This window comes from Roseivirga sp. UBA1976 (assembly GCF_002336325.1).
Taxonomy (GTDB): Bacteria; Bacteroidota; Bacteroidia; order Cytophagales; family Cyclobacteriaceae; genus Roseivirga; species Roseivirga thermotolerans.
The window spans coordinates 9,254-28,148 of the sequence record NZ_DDDQ01000085.1 but is presented as its reverse complement, the minus strand read 5'-3'; the positions used below and the strand labels follow the sequence as shown (position 1 = coordinate 28,148).

Here is an 18,895-nt window from a genome sequence, read left to right as displayed (position 1 = left end):
TCTTCACAAATGGCTGTTAAAAGACGCTATGAGGACACAGCTTGTGGCTAGTATACTGGATCTAACAAATGCGATCTAAATGAGTAAACCTACAATTTAAAGTAAAATATTGTCTTATTTAACTTTACTATTAAACTTATAAGTTATATTTTAATATTCCTTTCTCCCTAACACACACAACATTTAAATAATCACATCAATAAATGAAATCAATTGTTCTTACTATTGTATTAGGGAGTACTATACCCATTGATGGACTCTATGCGCAGAGACCTCAAATGGTAAGTGCGGTTATTGACGGCTGCGGCCTAAGTGATGGCTATGGAGAGTATGTAGTGGTGTACGGTGGCGGCTCATCATTCACCCTCTCTCCCTCTACGCTCGATTTAAGGTATGGCACATCGTCTCCGGCCTCAACCACATTTACCGATAGCTTCGAAAGTCTATCTGTTGCTGCTACATGGGCCTCTACCCTCAACGCACTGCTACCACTAAGCGGTTGTTCCGATCTAAATTTCATTGGTGCTTCTTCCGGCTCGACCATTCCTTCCGGAAGCCACCTGGTGGTATTTAATAATATAAACCTTACATCTATTAATTTTTCCGGGTGGTGTGGCTTAGGCCTTGGCAATGTATATGCCGTGCTTTCTAACGATAGTTCCTGGCCAGACAACGGTCTATTTGCCAACAGCCCCTCCGGCTTCAGGTACTTTCAGTCTATTGTAAACGGTACTACCACCAATTTTAACTACCAAAACCTATGGGCCTCTACAAGAAACGGCAATTACCTTGTATGGCACAATGGTGGAGGTGCGCCTTTTGTTTATGCCAATTATCCTAATTGTAACCCAACCGATGGGCAATCATTGCCTGTTGACCTTATTAGTTTTAAAGTAATCGCGAGAACAACAGATGTGATGATCACCTGGTCTACAGCATGGGAAGTAAACAACAGTCATTTTGAGGTGCAGCGCTCACCGAACGGATGGGACTGGAACGTAGTGGGTGAGGTAGAAGGGAGTGCTCATGCAACACATACCATAGCCTACAGTTTCGTTGATGCAGAACCGCTTGACGATAGATCGTATTACAGGCTAAAGCAAGTAGATTTTTCCGGGCAGAGCGAAATCTTTGAAGTGCAAAGCGTCTATTTTAAACGCGAGTTCAAGGTGAAAATAGTATCGAACCCGGTGAGCGAAATTCTTACCCTAACCGGTAATCGGCCACTAGAATATTTGCAAGCAACCAACAACAGCGGACAGTTTTTCGACCTAAGACCTATTGACAGTAATACCTACAATGTATCTCACCTTGGAGCAGGCTATTACCGACTGATTATTCCCAAACACCCTCCCATCTCATTTATTGTGGATAGATAAAATCATTAAAAACTACATTTAAGGTAAAAACTAATTAAATCGCTTTGTCCCTGAATTATTAAAAACTACATTTAAGGCAAAAATTAAAAATGGGCAAACATCATCTGGGAGAGTTTGAGGAGATAGTAATGCTCACCGTGGCCATTCTCAAAGAAGAAGCCTACGGTGTATCTATTATCGAAGAAATGGAAACCCGTCTGAATCGGTCAGTCAGCATGGGAGCATTGCAAACTGTTTTGAAACGCCTCGAAGGCAAAGGCTACCTGGAGTCTGAACTAAAAGGAGCCACTAAAATACGTGGCGGCAAGCGCAAAAGGTATTTTACTCTAACCTCACTGGGGAAATCGGTGCTTAAGGAAACCAAGGAACAGCGCCTCGGGCTTTGGAACGCCATTCCCGATTTTGCCTAAGGTTATGAAAAACACCAACCCTCCTCAGTTGCTTTTGCGCTTCTTTCGGTGGTTTTGCGATCCATATATGGCAGAACACCTGGAAGGAGACTTGCTCGAGCGGTTCGAAAAAAGACAGTTGGAACACGGCTCTGCCAAAGCAAAATTTCTTTTCGCAAAAGATGTTCTTCTGCTGCTAAGACCCGGCATTGTTCGCTCCTTTAAAGGATATCAAAAACTCAATTATTACGACATGTTCAAACACAACTTAATCATTACGCTCCGGTCGTTTGTTCGACACAAAAGCTCCTTTATCATCAACCTACTAGGCCTCACCACAGGCTTGGCCTGTGTACTGCTTATTTATCTTTGGGTGAATGACGAACTGTTGGTTGATGGTTTTCATGAAAATAAAGAAAGCCTCTACCATATTATGTCTAACCATACCGATGCTAGTGGCACATTTACTATAAAAGGCACTCCCGGTCTGTTGCACGAAGAAATAAAAAACCAGGTACCCGAAGTCCAATGGGCTGCCGTCTATACCGACCCTCATGAATACACCGTATCGGTGAGCGGAAGCGCGCCATTATCGCTCAAAGTGCAAGGTAGATTTGCCAACCAGGAGTACCTGAGTGCCTTTTCATTTCCGTTGAAGGCGGGTCAATCGCAAAGCCTGCTGTCATCTAACTACGATGCACTAATTACCGAATCGCTGGCGGAGCGCCTTTTCCCCAATCAGGATGCTCTGGGACAAACTATAGAATGGCACTTTAGAGGCTCTAAAACCGAATTCAAAGTGAGTGGTGTGTTGGAAAACATTCCCCAAAATAGTTCTGAGCAATTTGAGCTTATTCTTCCATGGAATTACTTCCACGATGAACTCATTACCTACAAACAATGGGGTAACTACTATGCCCGCCAATCTGTGGTTATTGGCCCGGGTAGTTCTGCCGAGGTAGTGGGTCAAAAAATAGATGCTATTTTTAAAGCGAACTTGCCCGATACCAGGGTAGAGCTGTTTCTAAGTCCATACACTGATCTATATCTGCATGGTAAATTCATTAATGGTGAGCAGGCCGGTGGACGCATAGAATCGGTACGGCTTCTCTCCTTTATTGCCTTACTTATTTTGCTTATCGCCTGCATCAATTTTATCAATTTAACCACCGCAAGAGCCTCACAACGTATGAAAGAAGTGGGGGTTAAAAAATCGTTGGGGGCTACCCGACAATCGCTAGCCTATCAGTTTTTAACCGAATCGGTACTACTCTGCGCATTGGCCACTTTACTAGCCTTCTTGCTGGTATTTTTACTACTTCCTGAGTTTAATCATATCACCCAAAAAAATATCAGTCTTGTGTTTAGTCCGCAACTGCTTGTTGCCGCCACTGTCTTGTTGTTGGTGGTAGGACTGTTGGCCGGAAGTTATCCTGCCCTGCACCTTTCCCGACTCAAGGCCCTGCTTATTTTAAAAGGTTTTAAAGCCACCAATAACTCAAGTGGAATAGGTCGAAAAGCCCTGGTAGTATTTCAATTCGCTCTTTCAACGGTACTCATTGTAAGTGTGGTGGTCATTTTCAGGCAAATGGAATTGGTACAAACTAAAAACTTGGGCTACGACCGCAATAACCTGATTTACTTTGAGAGAGAAGGGCAGCTTACCGATCAGTACGAGGCCTTTCTCGCTGAACTCAAAAACTTACCGGGGGTAGAAAATGCTGCAGTTTCGGGCTTTATGGTTGGGGGCATGAACTCTACCGGAGGTGTTGGTTGGAAGGGCAAAACGGACGAGGATCAGATTCAGTTTTGGGAATATAATGCGGGCTTAAACTCTGTGGAACTGCTGGGAGTGGAATTTCTGAAAGGCCGAGGATTTTCAGAAGAGTTTAAGACAAACGAGAACGGAGTTATCTTTAATGAAACGGCTATCAAAGCCATGGGCATGGAAGATCCAATTGGCAAAACCGTTTATCATTATACAGGTCAAAAACAGATTGTAGGCATTGTAAAAGATTTTTCGATCGCCTCCATCCATAAACCGGCAGAACCGGCCCTTTTTCTATACCGTCCGGAATCTACTCATTTCATTATGGCTAGAATCAATGGTGAGCAAACTTCAACTACCTTACAGCAAATTGAGAAGCTCTACAGCCAGTTCAATCCTGAAGTCCCATTCAAACCCATATTTGTAGATCAAGACTATCAGGCCCTATATGCTTCCGAACAACGAATGGCAGTGCTATCGCGCTATTCGGCCATATTGGCTATTCTTATTTCTTGTTTGGGACTGTTTGGGCTTACTGCTTATACCACCGAAAAAAGGGTAAAAGAAATCAGCATAAGAAAGGTTCTGGGGTCTGGTGTATGGCGAATAATTGTACTACTCACCGGCCAGTTTTCAATTTTAGTCGGGCTGGGCATCATCATAGCTCTGCCGCTCAGCTACTGGGCTGCCCAACAATGGTTGAGTGACTTTGCGTATCAAATTGAACTGAAATGGTGGTTCTTTGTTTTGGCTGGCCTTGGCACTCTGTTACTGGCATGGCTCACCGTATTTGGGCAAACGTTTAAGGCTGCCAGGGTAAACCCTGCCACCAACCTGCGTAATGAATAAACAATGCTGTCTTAAAAGTTATTGCTAGCGTCATTCCCTGCCTAATGTCTAGGGTAAGTTTGATTCGGAATCTCCACTGACCTTGCTTCTAAGCTCTTTGGAGATTCTCGATCGAGTTTGAGAACGTTAACTTTTAAGACAGCACCTTACTAATTGAGGGGCTTTCTTGGCTAATTAAAGCCTTTCACCAGCTCCAGATTTAGTCCCTCTACAAAGCTTTTATAGGCAACCCACTCATTATTGAAAAAGTCATTGATTCTTTGAAGTACTGGTTGCCAATTCTTACTCACATTACTATAAGCATATTGAGCCGCCTGCGACAAGGGATCGTAGCTACCTCCTATTTTGCTCCTTAGATTGCCCAACTGGTTAGAAATAGCATTAGGATCACTCCTAAAACCCTGAACCGGCTTTTCAAAAATCAACTCCCTCAAAGCCGCCAACTCCTTTTTTACCTGACCTGACTTCTTTCTTAGCTCTTCATTGTCTTCATCAAGAACCTCTACCCTGCTCACAATTTGTTGTGCTTCGGTAAGCCGATCTACCGCCTCAGTCATTTCGGTCACTAGTGCATTGTATTGGGTAATAAACCTTTGTTTCTCTTCTAAAGCCGGCATATCCCACTCCACCCGCTCATCTTTTAACAAATTGAGTGTTCCGGAGGCAGAAGTTCCGTTATAAGTAAGTTTTACGGTATATGTACCGGGCAGCGCATCGTAGCCACCGGGAGGAGTTACCTCTTCCCCTGTGGGCTTTCTTTGACCGGGACGTCTCACACCATCTGTTTCGAATCCCCAATACACCCTGTTTAGCCCTTGATCCGGTGTAAAGTACCGGGTTCTGATCACTTCGCCATTGGCATCGGATATTTCCATTTTCACACGTCCTTTCTTCTCTTTCACATAGAAGTTAATGGCTGCGCTAAACGGTTTATTCTCTCCGAAGAACATACCATGACCTGTACTTCTGTAGCCCCAGTATGGGCCAATAATAGCATTAGTGGCATCAGGAATTGAAAATAGATGCAGTTCTTTCTCCATGAGCTTGTCGGCACCCAGACTGGTTGCTTCACGCAAAGGCCTTATGTCGTCCAAAATCCAGATGGCACGACCAAAAGTACCTATTATCAGATCGTGTTCTCTGGGATGAATAGCCAGATCCATAGTGGGTACTGTGGGGAATCCGTGTGTCCACTTTTCCCAGGTCTGGCTGCCATCCATACTTACATATAGGCCTGATTCTGTACCCAAGAACATTAGGTTTGGCTCAACCGGATCTTGCACAAAAGCAAGCGCAAAACCAAACACATCAGTATCGTCTACAATTCGTTTCCAGGTGCGTCCGTAGTTGGTAGTCTGATACACATAGGGAGACCAGTTATCTCTGCGGTGGTCATCGAACACGACCACAGCAGTACCCTCGTTGTGAGTACTGGCCTTTATTTGTTGTACCCAGGTGGCCTCCGGCAATCCGGGAAACTTTCCGGCACTATTCGTCCAGCTTTTACCTCCATCGCGCGTCAGTTGTACGTTACCATCATCCGTACCCACCCATATTAATCCCTGCTCTCTGGTGCTTGGCTCTATTACCGTAATGGTAGTGTGCATCTCAGCACCTGAGTTATCATAGTTGAGCCCTCCGGTATCGAACTGCTTCTGTTTTTCGGGGTTATTTGTGGTAAGGTCTGGTGAAATAATTTCCCAGGTCAATCCATGGTCGCCCGACTTAAACAAGTATTGGGCTCCAAGGTATACAGTCTTCTTATCGAAGGGGTCTATATTCACTCCGGCATTCCAATTCCAGCGTAGTTCTTCTCCATTAGGATGCTCGGGTTGAATACCCAGCATTTTGCCGGTTTCTCTGTCGTAGCGTTGAATGTTAGCTCCTTGGCTCAATGAGTATCCATAGCGTGAATCTAGCGGGTCGGGTACTACATCGAAACCGTCTCCTCCTACAATTCTTTCCCAGTAGCTATTCCTTATTCCTCCCTGCTTCAGCAGCTGACTTGGCCCTAACCAGGCACCATTATCTTGCATACCGCCCATTACATTGTATGGGGTTTCCATATCGTAATTCACATGGTAAAACTGGCCAATCGGCAGGTTTTCCGAATATTGCCAGCTACCACCGCGGTCGGTGCTCAGCACTAGCCCCCCATCATTACCCAACACCATAAAGTCGGGATTATCGGGATGCACATAAAAAGCATGATTATCGACATGTACATAGCCGGGGTTTACAAAAGTGCTAAAGCTTCGTCCACCGTCTTCGCTAAATGTAACTGTGGTGTGCAGCGAATACACTCTGTTTTCGTTTTTAGGGTCTACATAAATCTCGGCATAATAAAACGGTCGGTTACCAATACCACTTTCGCCTTTGTTGGAAATCCTATACCAAGTTTCACCTCCATTGTCGGAGCGATACAGGGCATTCTCTTTCGACTCTACATAGGCGTAAATCCGATCGGGCATAGAGGGGGCTATGGCCAATCCTATTCGTCCCAAATCCCCTTTAGGTAACCCATGTTCAGCCGTCTTTCTCTTCCAGGTTTCTCCACCATCATGCGAAATATAGATACCCGAGGCCGGCCCTCCCGAATTAAAAAACCAGGGCCATCTTCTATGCTCCCACATAGCCGCAACGAGCTTATTGGGGTTAGTAGGATCTATCACAAGGTCAGCAATTCCTGCACCGGGCACATCATAAAGCACCTTTTTCCAGGTCTTTCCACCATCAGTTGTTTTAAAAACACCTCTCTCCGGATGCTCGGCCCATGGAGAGCCAATAGCCCCCACCCAAACGGTATTGGGATCGTTCGGATGCACAATTATGCGATGGATGTTTTTTGTCTTTTCCAAGCCCATATGTTGCCAGGTTCTTCCGGCATCCAGGCTTTTATAAATTCCATAACCCGAATTGAGCGAGTTTCTTGGGTTACCCTCACCGGTACCTACCCATATAGTGCTAGGGTTGGAAGGATCTATCTTTACCGCTCCTACCGAAGCTACTTCCTGATTGTCAAAAACAGGCTGCCAGGTAGTTCCTCCACTGGTAGACTTCCACAAACCTCCGGAGGCTGTTCCGGCATAGATAATGTTAGTGTTGTGCCGAACTACATCGATAGACGTAATTCTTCCGGACATTCCTGCCGGACCAATAGACCTCGGCTTCATGGTTTCGAATAAAGAGAGGTCCGTTTGAGCCTGTAAGCTGCTATATGTAAAAGCAACTAATAGAAAGAGTAGGGCTTTGGATGATTTAATCATGGAGCAAATGGTTTTGCTCAAAAATAGCTTATCCTAAACAGTCCTATAAATATGTTTATCTGAGTGGTTATTGGTAGAATAAGAAAACGTAACTGATCTAAAACAGCCTTGCATATTTCAATCAAGGCCTTTCTAAACATCCATATAGCACTCTTTGCATTTTTGCCAGACTTTTTAAGCAAGTTAGACCAAATCGGCCTAGTTATGCATTTTTAGTCCACATCCCGATAAATAAGGGATGTTCAAACTCAACAAACCAAAAAGGGGGTTTCTGCTATGCAACCTTCAGGGTTTAATAAAATCTATGAAGTGTTTGAACTCGCAAATAAAAGACAGGAACTGATTTAGATGAGCTCAAAGGTATTTTATCCAATTCAATAACAGCTGACCAAATTTCACATCAATGCTAAGACATCATTTTCTAAGTAGTTTCAGATACCTTCAGAGAAATAAAATTTATTCCCTTCTAAACATTGGAGGTCTGGCAGCAGGGATTTCCATTGCCCTTCTGGTTGCCCTTTGGATCAATGATGAGCTTTCTTTCAATAAGTACCATGAGAATTACGATAGAGTGGTTAAAGTACTGAGAAAAAATACCCAAGGAGAAATTTCAGTTAGCGACACCCATGTGGGCAAACTTGGCGAATTATTGAACGAGGATTACCCATCCCTATTCAAACATGTTGTTTTAGCTTCAAGCCCAAAGCAACATGTTTTATCAACCAATGAGAAAACCTTTACTCAAACCGGAATTTTTATTCAGGATGGCGCACCTGAGCTCCTCTCTCTAAAAATGAAAAAGGGAAGCTGGGATGGACTGAAAGATTTGAATTCAATTATGCTTTCAGAGTCATTGGCTACTAAACTATTTGGGGACAAGGATCCGATTAACCAATTCATCAAGGTGAATGCCGAATGGACCTTACTGGTTACTGGGGTTTATGAAGATTTACCTAAAAACTCTTCTTTCGCAGAGGCATCCTTCTTCTCTCCTATAGAACGATATTACAAGGACAGCCCAAGACTTTACAACTGGCGTGTTTATTCCATGAATATTTATGCTGAATTGTTACCAAATGTAGATATAGATGTTGCTTCGGAGACCATAGAACAACTGATGAATCAACATTCTGAAAAAGCAGAAAGTGCTCTTTTTCTTCAGCCAATGAGTGATTGGCATTTGTACTCTTCTTTTGAAAACGGTAGCCGGGTAATGAGCGAGTCTTTAAAATTCATTTGGTTCTATGGACTAATAGGCACATTTGTGTTGCTGCTAGCCTGCATAAATTTTATGAACCTTAGCACAGCCAAATCAACAAATAGAGCTAAAGAAATTGGGGTTCGTAAAGTGTTGGGCTCAAAGCGCTCCCAGCTAGTTTACTATTTCCTAAGCGAATCCATTATCAACACCTTTCTGGCCTTTCTTTTATCTATTATAGTAGCGACACTCCTGCTACCATGGTTTAATGATCTGACCTATAAAAGCATCAAATTCCCTTGGGCCAACTTGAGCTTTTGGCTGTATGCACTCATCTTCATCGGTGCCACTTCTTTTATAGCGGGAAGTTACCCTGCTATTTATCTTTCTTCACTTGCCCCAACTAAAGCACTAAAAACAAAGCCTTCTAAGAAAAGGGTATTTAACCTAAGAAAAGTTTTGGTAGTAGTTCAGTATACCATTTCCATTTCATTGATCATTGGAACTTTAGTAGTTCGCAAACAGATAGAGTTTGCCAAGAACAGGTCGCTTGGTTATAATCAACAAGGCCTTCTGACAGTTAATTCTAAATCGCCAGACTTTGCGGGTAAATTTGAATTGCTAAGAAGTAACCTCATATCTACTGGGGTTGTTTCTGAAGTAGCAGAGGCCGACCACCCTTTAACTACCATACGAGGAAACAATAATGGCTTTGATTGGAACGGTAGACCTGAAGAATCGAACCCAATGTTCAACACCGTAATGGTTTCCCCTGAATATGGTAAAACTGTAGGATGGAATATTATCGAGGGAAGAGACTTCTCAAGAGAATTCTCACCCAATAGAAACTCAATTATACTTAGTGAATCTGCAGTGAAAGTGATGGGGCTTGAAAACCCCGTTGGAGAAAGAATAAGATCCAGATATGCTTATGATGGAAAGACAGAGTTCACAGTAATTGGTGTGATTGAGGATATGGTTAAGGAATCTCCCTTCGACCCACCTATGCCAGCGATTATTTTTCCTTCAGAAAATGACATGGAGTGGTTATTTATTCGATTGAACACGGCCGAGAAAACTGCCTCTGCTATTAACAAAATAGACACAGTGTTTGTGAGCATTCTTCCAAACACCCCGGTAAGCTACGAACTTACAGAAGATGTGTACTCATTAAAGTTCCAAGCAGAGGAGCGACTTGGCAAACTAGTCGGTTTCTTTAGTGCATTAGCCATTTTTATTAGCTGTTTAGGGCTTTTCGGCATGGCCTCTTATATGGCAGAAAAACGCGGCAAAGAAATTGGCATTAGAAAAATATTAGGTGCCAGCACTGAAGGGCTATGGGTATTGTTATCAAAAGACTTCGGTATTCTAATACTTATAGCCTGTCTTATTTCTTCTCCATTGGCCTACAAAGTTTTGGACAATTGGCTTCAAGGCTATGAGGTTAGAACTGAACTTTCATGGTGGTTATTTGTAGTTGCAGGCCTCTCTGCTGTTCTTATCACCCTAGCTTCTGTAAGTATTCAAACCTTCAAAATAATTCTCAAAACTCCTTTAAGCTACCTTAAGGAAGATTAAGCCACTTAAAGAAGAACCCAAATAGAGGTTTGGCTATATTTCTTACTAAAAAGTAGAACATATAAATTTTAATACCGTACATTTGTTCTACAATCTAGTATGTTATGAAAGAAACTAAACTGGGCGATTTTGAGGAGGTAATTCTTTTGTTGGTTGGCATTCTTGACAAGGAGGCTTATGCCTTTAGAATTGCCGAAGAGTTTGAATCGCAAACGAAAAGGGCCGTATCCATTGGCGCTGTGCACTCTACCCTTAACCGGTTGGGCGAAAAAGGTTTTTTAACCTCAGCAATGGGTGGCGCAACTGCCGAGAGAGGTGGTCGGAGAAAGCGGATTTACCAAATCACTGCCGCAGGACAACGGGCATTAGAAGAATCTAAAGACTTTAAAATGTCACTTTGGAATCAGTTCCCTGCTTTTGCCGGCAATTTGAAATTCAAATTTTAAACGTGACTGCGAGTCATCCTGTAGACTGGCAACAAGGTGGTTTCCCTCCACAAAGAGGAAACTACCACTGTCATAACTACTCCGCAATGGCGCCTCAAAAAAATGAAGAACTCTAAAAGACATATTGCCCCTCCCCGATTAGCTGAAAAGCTACTCCTCTGGTTCTTGAAAGATGAACTGGCCGAAGAGGTGTTGGGCGATCTGGACGAGAAATTCTATTCAACAGCAGAAAAACACTCAACTCGAAAGGCAAAGCGCAACTATTGGTTTCAGGTCATTAACTATATGCGCCCTTTTGCCTTCAAAGCCACAAAAACTCAGCGTATAACAACAAATCTTATGATTGGACATTTCTTTAAACTCTCCTGGAGAACACTTCAGCGCAACAAAATTTTTTCATCTATAAAAATTACCGGTTTTGCCATTGGCATTGCTGCCTGCATACTCATTTCACTATTCATTAGGCACGAACTTACCTACGATAGGCACTACCAAAATCAGGATCAGATTTTCCGAATAGCAAACCAATATGCCGGTACCGGAGACTTTGGTAGATGGACCAACATGCAAGGGCCTTTTAAGCCCATTTTGGAAGACTACATTCCGGAAATAGAGTTGGTAGCCCGCACTGTATTTTGGAAGTGGGGAGATGTTGGCGAAAATCATATCAGAAGGTCAGACACAAACGCTAACATTTTTGAAAGTGGTTTCTTCTATGCCGACCCCGAACTATTAGAAATTCTGGAAATACCCATGGTATATGGCAATGCAAAGACAGCTCTCACCGAACCCAACAGCATTGTGATTTCCAAAAGTAAGGCCGACAAGTTCTTTCCCGGAATAAATCCGGTGGGTCAGCAGCTTATTTTAAATGATAGAGCAACTCAACCCTATACAATAGGGGGAGTAATAGAAGACTTACCCAACACTATGCATTTGCAAGGTGATTTTATACTCACTCTAAAGGGCCGGGAATCTGGCCCCGGTTCCACCGGCTGGTGTTGCTCCAATTATACCTTCTATATAAGAACCAAACCGGAAACTCAAAAAAGAGCCATTGAACAGAAACTTGTGAAGGTGAGAGACACCTACGTAATGGATAAACTGAGCGAAGCCGGGGTAACCGATCTGGAAGATATGCAAAAATACAGGTCGTATTATCTACAACCCATAGCCAATGTATATTTGAACCCTGAAGATATTGAAGACTATCAACAGCACGGCTCCATTGAACTGGTCTGGATTTTTGGTGCTATTGCCCTGGTTATCCTACTTCTGGCCTGCCTCAACTTCATCAATCTGTCAACTGCCAAATTAATTAACCGCTCCAAAGAGGTAGGACTCAGAAAGGTGGTAGGCTCATTCAGATCTGGGCTTATTTGGCAATTCCTTGTAGAATCTGTGTTCTATTGCTTTTTGGCTGTATTACTCGGGCTAGTATTTGTCACTCTGGCACTACCTACCTTTAACTTTATTGCCGAAAAGTCGCTGACTATTCCCTGGGCAAACCCCTGGTTCATACCTCTATTGCTGCTTTCTGTATTGGTCGTTGGGCTTATTTCAGGAATCTACCCTGCCCTATATCTATCAAAATTTTCACCAGCCGAGGCACTAAAGGGTAAAACACGGTTGAGCAGAAAGGCCTCTTTTGTGAGAGGCGGCATGGTTGTGTTTCAGTTTACTGCAACCGTAATTCTGATTATCTGCACACTGGTCTTGCACCAGCAATTCAACCACTACATGAACCAATCGTTGGGCTATGACAAAGAACAGGTCATCAATATTCTTGGGTTGGAATCACTCGAGCCTCAAAAACGCGATGTACTAAAAGAAGAATTGCTCCGCCTTCCAACTGTAGAGAGCGCCACCCTTGGCGACTATCTACCTGTATCCGGAGGCCGAACCTCGAATGCTGGCTACTGGCTGGATGGTCGTAAAAGTATTGACCCCGGATTTGAGGCTGCCACATGGCTTGTAGACGAAGACTACCTCCAAACCATGAGCATGCGGTTGGTAGAAGGAAGAAACCTCACTGGCCAATCGCTCGATAGTGCCAGCATTATTATTAATCAAAGCATGCAAAAATACCTGCAATTGGAACAACCCATTGGGGCAAGACTTATAGACATGTTCGATAACAAATATGCTGTTATCGGTGTGGTCGAAGACTTTTATTTTGAGTCGCTTACCGGCAACATAGGCCCACTAGCAATGCTACAGGGCAAAGGTAGTTCTACACTCTCGGTAAAAGTAAACACTGATCAACTTAGCGAAGCCGTTGCAGGAGTCAGCTCGGTTTGGGCAAGTCTTAAACCCCATCAACCCATTCGATATACTTTTCTGGACGATAGGTTCGAACGTATGTATGACGACTTACTGAGAGCCAAAACTATCTTCATTATCTTCAGTGTTTTGTCGGTTACTGTAGCCTGCCTTGGTTTGTTTGCCCTTTCTGCCTTTACCATAGAACAGCGAGGCAAAGAAATAAGCGTTAGGAAAGTGCTGGGGGCTAGTGTAAGCCGCATTTTCAGGCTTCTAGCCACCGATTTTATACGGCTGGTTCTTATTTCAATTGTTATAGCCATTCCTATTGGTTGGTACCTGGCTCAGGGCATTTTGCAAGATATGGCCAACACCATCCGACTTTCGTGGCCGCTATTCGGTCTGGCTGCGATCATCGCCTTTGCCGTTGCCCTGTTCACCATAAGTTTTGAAACCATTAAAGCGGCTCTCGTCAACCCTGCAGAAAGGTTAAGATCCGAATGAAGTTGAAACACCCATACACGATTAGCCAAGTAATTCTCTCATCAATCTGGAAGATTGCCACAATCCTACCTCACCTGTTTACCGACTGGCATACTCAGACTTGTGGGGCACTATGAAAAACCCCAGGAACCATATCACCCCTCCTCGTCTAGCTGAAAAGCTGCTACTCTGGTTCCTCAAAGATGAACTGGCCGAAGAGGTGTTGGGCGATCTGGACGAGAAGTTCTATTCAACAGCAGAAAAACACTCAACTCGAAAGGCAAAGCGCAACTATTGGTTTCAGGTCATTCATTACCTGCGCCCCTTTGCCTTTCGTTTTTTCAAAATCAAAAACTCAAACACTATGATCAATCATAACTTTAAAGTGAGCTACCGACAGATGCTCAAGAACAAAGGCTATTCCTTTATCAATGTGGGCGGTTTGGCCATGGGCATGGTGGTGGCCATGCTCATCGGACTATGGGTTGTGGACGAGCTAAATTTCAATAAGTATCACAAAAACTATGACAGCATTGCGCAGATACTGCGGGTAGAATCCAATGGTCAGGGCGGAATAGCCGTGAACAACGCATTAGCCACCGGTATGGGCAACCTGGTGCGTGAATCTTTCCCCGACCAAATAGAGGAGCTATTTATGGTAAGGTCCAGAAAGCAAGCCCCGGTAATTAGCAATGGCGACAAGAAATTTCGCGAAGTAGGTGTTTTTCTGGAAGAAAATGGCCCTAGTGTGCTCACATTAGATATGATTTACGGTAGCACTGAAGGACTGAAAGAAACACGATCGGTTCTACTTTCCCAAACACTGTCCAAAAAGCTTTTTGGAGAGGAAAACCCCGTTGGAAAAACAGTAAAACTCAATGCAGACATAGACTTGTTAGTTGGTGGGGTATATAAAGATTTACCCAAGAATTCTAAGTTTTCAGAGGCCGCCTTCTTCTCCCGACTCCTCCTCCTTTTTAGAGAGAATGAAGAGTCCATGAACGTTTGGAACAATTACAACATCGATATCTATGTAAAACTGGCCAACAATGTAAATCATGTTCAACTTGCCGAGCTCATTACCGAAAAAATCAAAGGGCATTATGATGATTGGGCAAGAGAGTCAGGCCAGACATTTATTCTTCACCCTATGAAAGACTGGCACTTGAATTCTGCATGGAAAGATGGGATGTCTGTGACAAGTCAGGAAAAGAAATTCGTTAGGCTCTATGGCGTAATTGGCGTATTTGTGCTGCTACTGGCCTGCATAAACTTTATGAATCTGAGTACCGCCAGGTCTGAAAAACGGGCCAAAGAAGTTGGCATTCGCAAAACACTAGGTTCGCTCAGAAAACAGCTCATCACTCAGTTCTACATGGAGTCATTCCTTTATACCCTTTCTGCCTTTGGGCTGTCACTGATATTACTTTGGGCCTTACTGCCTTGGTTCAATGAAACTTCAGGCAAAGGCATTTTGGCACCATGGGGTATGCCTGAGTTCTGGCTGGCCGGCACCGGGTTCATTTTATTTACATCCTTTATTTCAGGCTCTTACCCTGCCGCTTACCTTTCTAGTTTTAAACCGCTAAAGGCTTTAAAAGGTGGGCTCAAGTTTGGCAAAAGCGCCTCTATTCCGCGTAAGGTTTTGGTGGTATTTCAATTTACCATTTCCATTGCCCTGATTATCGGAACCATTACCGTAAACAACCAGATTCAGGCGGCCAAAGACCGCCCCATCGGTTACTCTCCAAAAGGAATGATCGCAATAGCTCCGGGCTCACCCCGGTTTGGTCAGCAAAAGGAATTATTGAAGCAAGAAATTCTGAAAACAGGAATGGCCGAAGCAATTGGCTTTTCCAACTATCCGGTAACCAGCACCTTAGGCTGGAACCACGGATTCTCATGGGAAGGCATGGACCCGGGATTCGATCAATCGTTCAACACCATCACTATTTCCAATGGATATGCCGATGCCGTAGGTATGGAGTTCATTACCGGCAGAGACTTCGACCCTACCAGAGAAACCGACAAGAACGCCATCATTATCAATGAATCGGCTATGAAAGCCATGCAACTGGAAAATCCGGTAGGTACAGTAGTGCGATACGATCCGGGCTGGCGAGAAGCGGTAAACTACACCATTATTGGTGTAGTAAAGGACATGATCAAAGGTGATCCCTTTCAGCAAACCGATCAGTCCATCATGTTCTTAGATCAGGAATACACCAGCTATATGTACATCCGCCTGAATCCGAATGTAAGTACGAGCGAATCTATTGCCACCATTGGCGAAGTTTACCATCAAATTTTACCGGAAGCTCCATTCGACTTCCATTTTGCCGATGATCAATACAACCAAAAATTTGAGGCGGAACTTCGCATAGCAAGTCTTGCAAGGTTCTTTACCCTGTTGGCTATACTCATTAGTTGTTTAGGTTTATTTGGCCTTTCATCATTCATTGCCGAACAACGAACCAAAGAAATAGGCATTAGAAAAGTATTGGGAGCAAGCATTCTAAATCTCTGGAAGCTACTCTCGAAAGACTTTACACTGTTGGTAGTAATTGCCTGCTTTATTGCCATACCACTGGCTTATGCCGTGCTGGACAACTGGCTAAATAGTTACCCGGTGCGTACAGAACTATATTGGTGGGTATTTGCCATTGCCGGTTTTGGTGCTCTATTGGTGAGTTTGCTCACTGTAAGTATTCAGTCCATAAAAGCAGCCATGGCCAACCCGGTTAGAAGTCTCAGGTCTGAGTAGCGTGCGAGATGGGCTTTTTAAAAAAACAGGTAATAATCCGGGGTGACTTTTAATTGCAGATTCCTTAAATTGGGACATGTAATTTCACACCAAACTATTTTTTCAATGAACGCACCATCTAAAGCCCCACTCTTGCTGGGCAATGACTCCGTGGTCAATAAGGAAAATTTTCCCCAGGCCATTCAACAAGCCATAGAGATTGAAATAGCCACTATACCGGTCTATTTGTACACATATTACTCTATTAACAGAAATCCCAACCAGGATGAATTAATCAAGCAACTAACCGCTGACCTCCTGGCTGCCGGTAAAACAAAAGAAGAAGCCTCCACTCTGGCTCAGGAGCTTTCGGCTGATATTATGGTTTATGCCAACCGGGCAGGAGCCTTAATAATGAGCGTGGTAATAGAAGAAATGCTACACATGGCCCTTTCTTCCAACATTAAACAAGCCACCGTTGGACAGCCGGAGTTACTTTACAAAACCCCGACCAGCTGGCCGGCCTATTTACCCGGACACATTCCGGAGTTTCCGATCAATCGATCGAAACTTTCTTTCAGGTCGCTTTATACCTTTCTTCAAATTGAGTCTCCGGACAAACTGAAAGAACCCGGCACCGAGATGTTGCTTGCTGCCAAACCTATTGAATATACCACCATTGGCGAATTCTACTCTCACATTGAAAAGTATCTGGGTAGTGCCGATGTGGAGTACCATCCGGAAAGACCCCAACTCATTCCCGGCAAAGGCTACTACACTAACAACACCATTGATACCATATATTATAACCGCGAACACAAACCGGTATTTACCAATGCAGAAGATAGTGGCGACCTGATATACGTGACCGATGCAGAAAGTGCCATTGCGGCTATGCAGGAAATTGTTGAACAAGGGGAAGGACACACCCCCGAGCCGGGAAGTGGTTTAACCACGGGGCTTAATGCCAACGGAACGGTGAATTGTGCTCCGGGCAATATAGATGACACAGACAACCCTAGCGGAGACGAAGAATCACACTTTTTTAAGTTCAATCAGGTGTATTGTGACTTGCATAAATACCTGCATAAGTTTGCTCATGCTATGGGCAAAGAGGTATGCGATGTAGGCGACCAGGACGCCAGTGCAAAAACCTACTTTGATCCCGCCAAACTAGACGAGATAAATGACGAGTTCTTTACCAAATACTTCGTGCTCAATGTTCCGGAAAACCCAAGCGTAGCCGATTACACCAGCCCTGCTGTTCAAAAGGTGGCCACTCTTACCAATGCCATTTACACCTACATCTTTTTAATGAGCGAAGATTGCTATCGCAGAAAGGGACACACCCAATATGAACTCTTTATGTTTGGCATTCATAAGTCTATGATATTCATTCTTAACTCACTTTGTGGTGAACTAACAGGAATGAGCTATGTGGCCAAAGATGGCAAAACATATAATGCTGCCCCTACCTTTGAAGACTACCACTTTGCAACCTCTTCCAGCCCTAAATCGCAGTTAATAGAACTATTCAACAGCGCTGTAGGTGCCTATGATGGTATTGCCTATCTCGGACAAAGAATTCATGACTTACCCGATGTGCCATTGGAGCCTTATCTGGATAAAGAAAAAGGAAAGCTCTCATTTGCAGGTTAATCACTTATAAAACTCACACGTATGTATATTTTTAACAACACTCATTTTTTATACGATAGCTGTGGCGGCAGAGGAAGCAGCTGTGGAAGCTCCAACGGTTGCGGCTCCAGCAGCAAGGGAGAAAAAGACATTACCACTCCCCTTGAATTGCACGCCTGCATGGGGCTGAACGCCTGCAAAGGCCACGATAGATTTGGAACCAACGCCTGTGCTGGACAAGGCTTTTGCGCCACTCAAACACACGTTTGTCACACACTAAACAACTGCCGCGGACAAGGTGGTTGTGGTTTATATGGTGACGCCTCCGAACAATGCCGACCGGGAGCCAACGACTGCGCCTGGCAAGGCAGTTGCGCCACCCCCATACAAGCCGAACGATTTAGCACTCAGGGACCAAATGCCGGTAAAAGCACCTGGCTACTTGCCCGCAAGCTGTTTGAAGAAAGAATGGCCAAAGCCAACCGAACAGTTGGCCCCTCTCCTTTTCCTTCAGGACCACCACAAAAATGGTTACAATCTGTAGCCGCCAACGGTGAGTACGACTCTTGCGGCAATAGCGGAGATAAATATTGCTCTTTTGGCTACAATAGCCCGGCAAAAAATGCTGAAGAAATGATTGAGGCCAGCAGAGAAGCCCTCAAAGACACTTGTACCGAATGTAAAAAGGTAGAAGAAGATGAAAAAAGGGAAAGCCAGGCTCAGCAGTAGCGCAAACGGTCTTCCGGTATAAATTACCAATCAATGACAGAGCGGGAATTCTGTGAAGCATGCAGTGCTGTTAGGTTCCCGCTTCTGCTTAACCCCACTGAATATGCATGCCCATAATACAGACCATTTTGAACGCCAATTGCAAAACCTGCCGCAATTAGGCTTAG

10 protein-coding genes are annotated in these 18,895 nt (G+C 44.0%); 9 read left to right on the top strand and 1 reads right to left on the bottom strand.

Annotated elements, in window-relative coordinates:
- The first annotated feature begins 203 nt into the window (after positions 1–203).
- The 3 genes from B3763_RS08245 (at position 204) to B3763_RS08235 (ending at position 4,385) form a co-directional block, all read left to right on the top strand.
- A complete protein-coding gene (locus tag B3763_RS08245) occupies positions 204–1,379 on the top strand; it encodes a hypothetical protein (RefSeq protein ID WP_286745598.1) in 1,176 nt (391 codons plus the stop codon).
- A gap of 89 nt (positions 1,380–1,468) precedes the next feature.
- Entirely contained in the window at positions 1,469–1,789 is a 321-nt protein-coding gene (locus tag B3763_RS08240) for a PadR family transcriptional regulator (RefSeq protein WP_189629466.1), read from the top strand.
- A 4-nt stretch (positions 1,790–1,793) separates the two neighbouring features.
- Complete coding sequence (locus tag B3763_RS08235) at positions 1,794–4,385, top strand: ABC transporter permease (protein WP_286745594.1); 2,592 nt, start codon at positions 1,794–1,796, stop codon at positions 4,383–4,385.
- Positions 4,386–4,555: 170 nt separating this feature from the next.
- On the opposite strand, the gene B3763_RS08230 is transcribed toward B3763_RS08235, so the two are convergent.
- A complete protein-coding gene (locus tag B3763_RS08230) occupies positions 4,556–7,651 on the bottom strand; it encodes a VPS10 domain-containing protein (RefSeq protein ID WP_286745592.1) in 3,096 nt (1,031 codons plus the stop codon).
- 403 nt (positions 7,652–8,054) lie between these two features.
- Between B3763_RS08230 and B3763_RS08225 the strand changes: the two genes are divergently transcribed.
- The 6 genes from B3763_RS08225 to B3763_RS08200 all read left to right on the top strand — a co-directional run bounded on the left by B3763_RS08225 (position 8,055) and on the right by B3763_RS08200 (position 18,728).
- Positions 8,055–10,427 carry an ABC transporter permease gene (locus B3763_RS08225; RefSeq protein ID WP_286745590.1) on the top strand — a complete coding sequence of 791 codons (2,373 nt, stop codon included), beginning with the start codon at positions 8,055–8,057 and terminating at the stop codon, positions 10,425–10,427.
- Between the two features lie 104 nt (positions 10,428–10,531).
- A complete protein-coding gene (locus tag B3763_RS08220; protein ID WP_189629462.1) occupies positions 10,532–10,873 on the top strand; it encodes a PadR family transcriptional regulator in 342 nt (113 codons plus the stop codon).
- Between the two features lie 102 nt (positions 10,874–10,975).
- On the top strand, positions 10,976–13,639 hold the full coding sequence (locus B3763_RS08215; RefSeq protein WP_286745588.1) for an ABC transporter permease: 2,664 nt from the start codon (positions 10,976–10,978) through the stop codon (positions 13,637–13,639).
- Positions 13,640–13,751: 112 nt separating this feature from the next.
- On the top strand, positions 13,752–16,382 hold the full coding sequence (locus tag B3763_RS08210) for an ABC transporter permease (RefSeq protein WP_286745586.1): 2,631 nt from the start codon (positions 13,752–13,754) through the stop codon (positions 16,380–16,382).
- A gap of 105 nt (positions 16,383–16,487) precedes the next feature.
- Positions 16,488–18,020 carry a ferritin-like domain-containing protein gene (locus B3763_RS08205; protein ID WP_286745584.1) on the top strand — a complete coding sequence of 511 codons (1,533 nt, stop codon included), beginning with the start codon at positions 16,488–16,490 and terminating at the stop codon, positions 18,018–18,020.
- A gap of 21 nt (positions 18,021–18,041) precedes the next feature.
- Positions 18,042–18,728, top strand: a complete 687-nt coding sequence (locus B3763_RS08200; RefSeq protein ID WP_189629458.1) for a hypothetical protein — start codon at positions 18,042–18,044, stop codon at positions 18,726–18,728.
- Positions 18,729–18,895 lie beyond the last annotated feature (167 nt).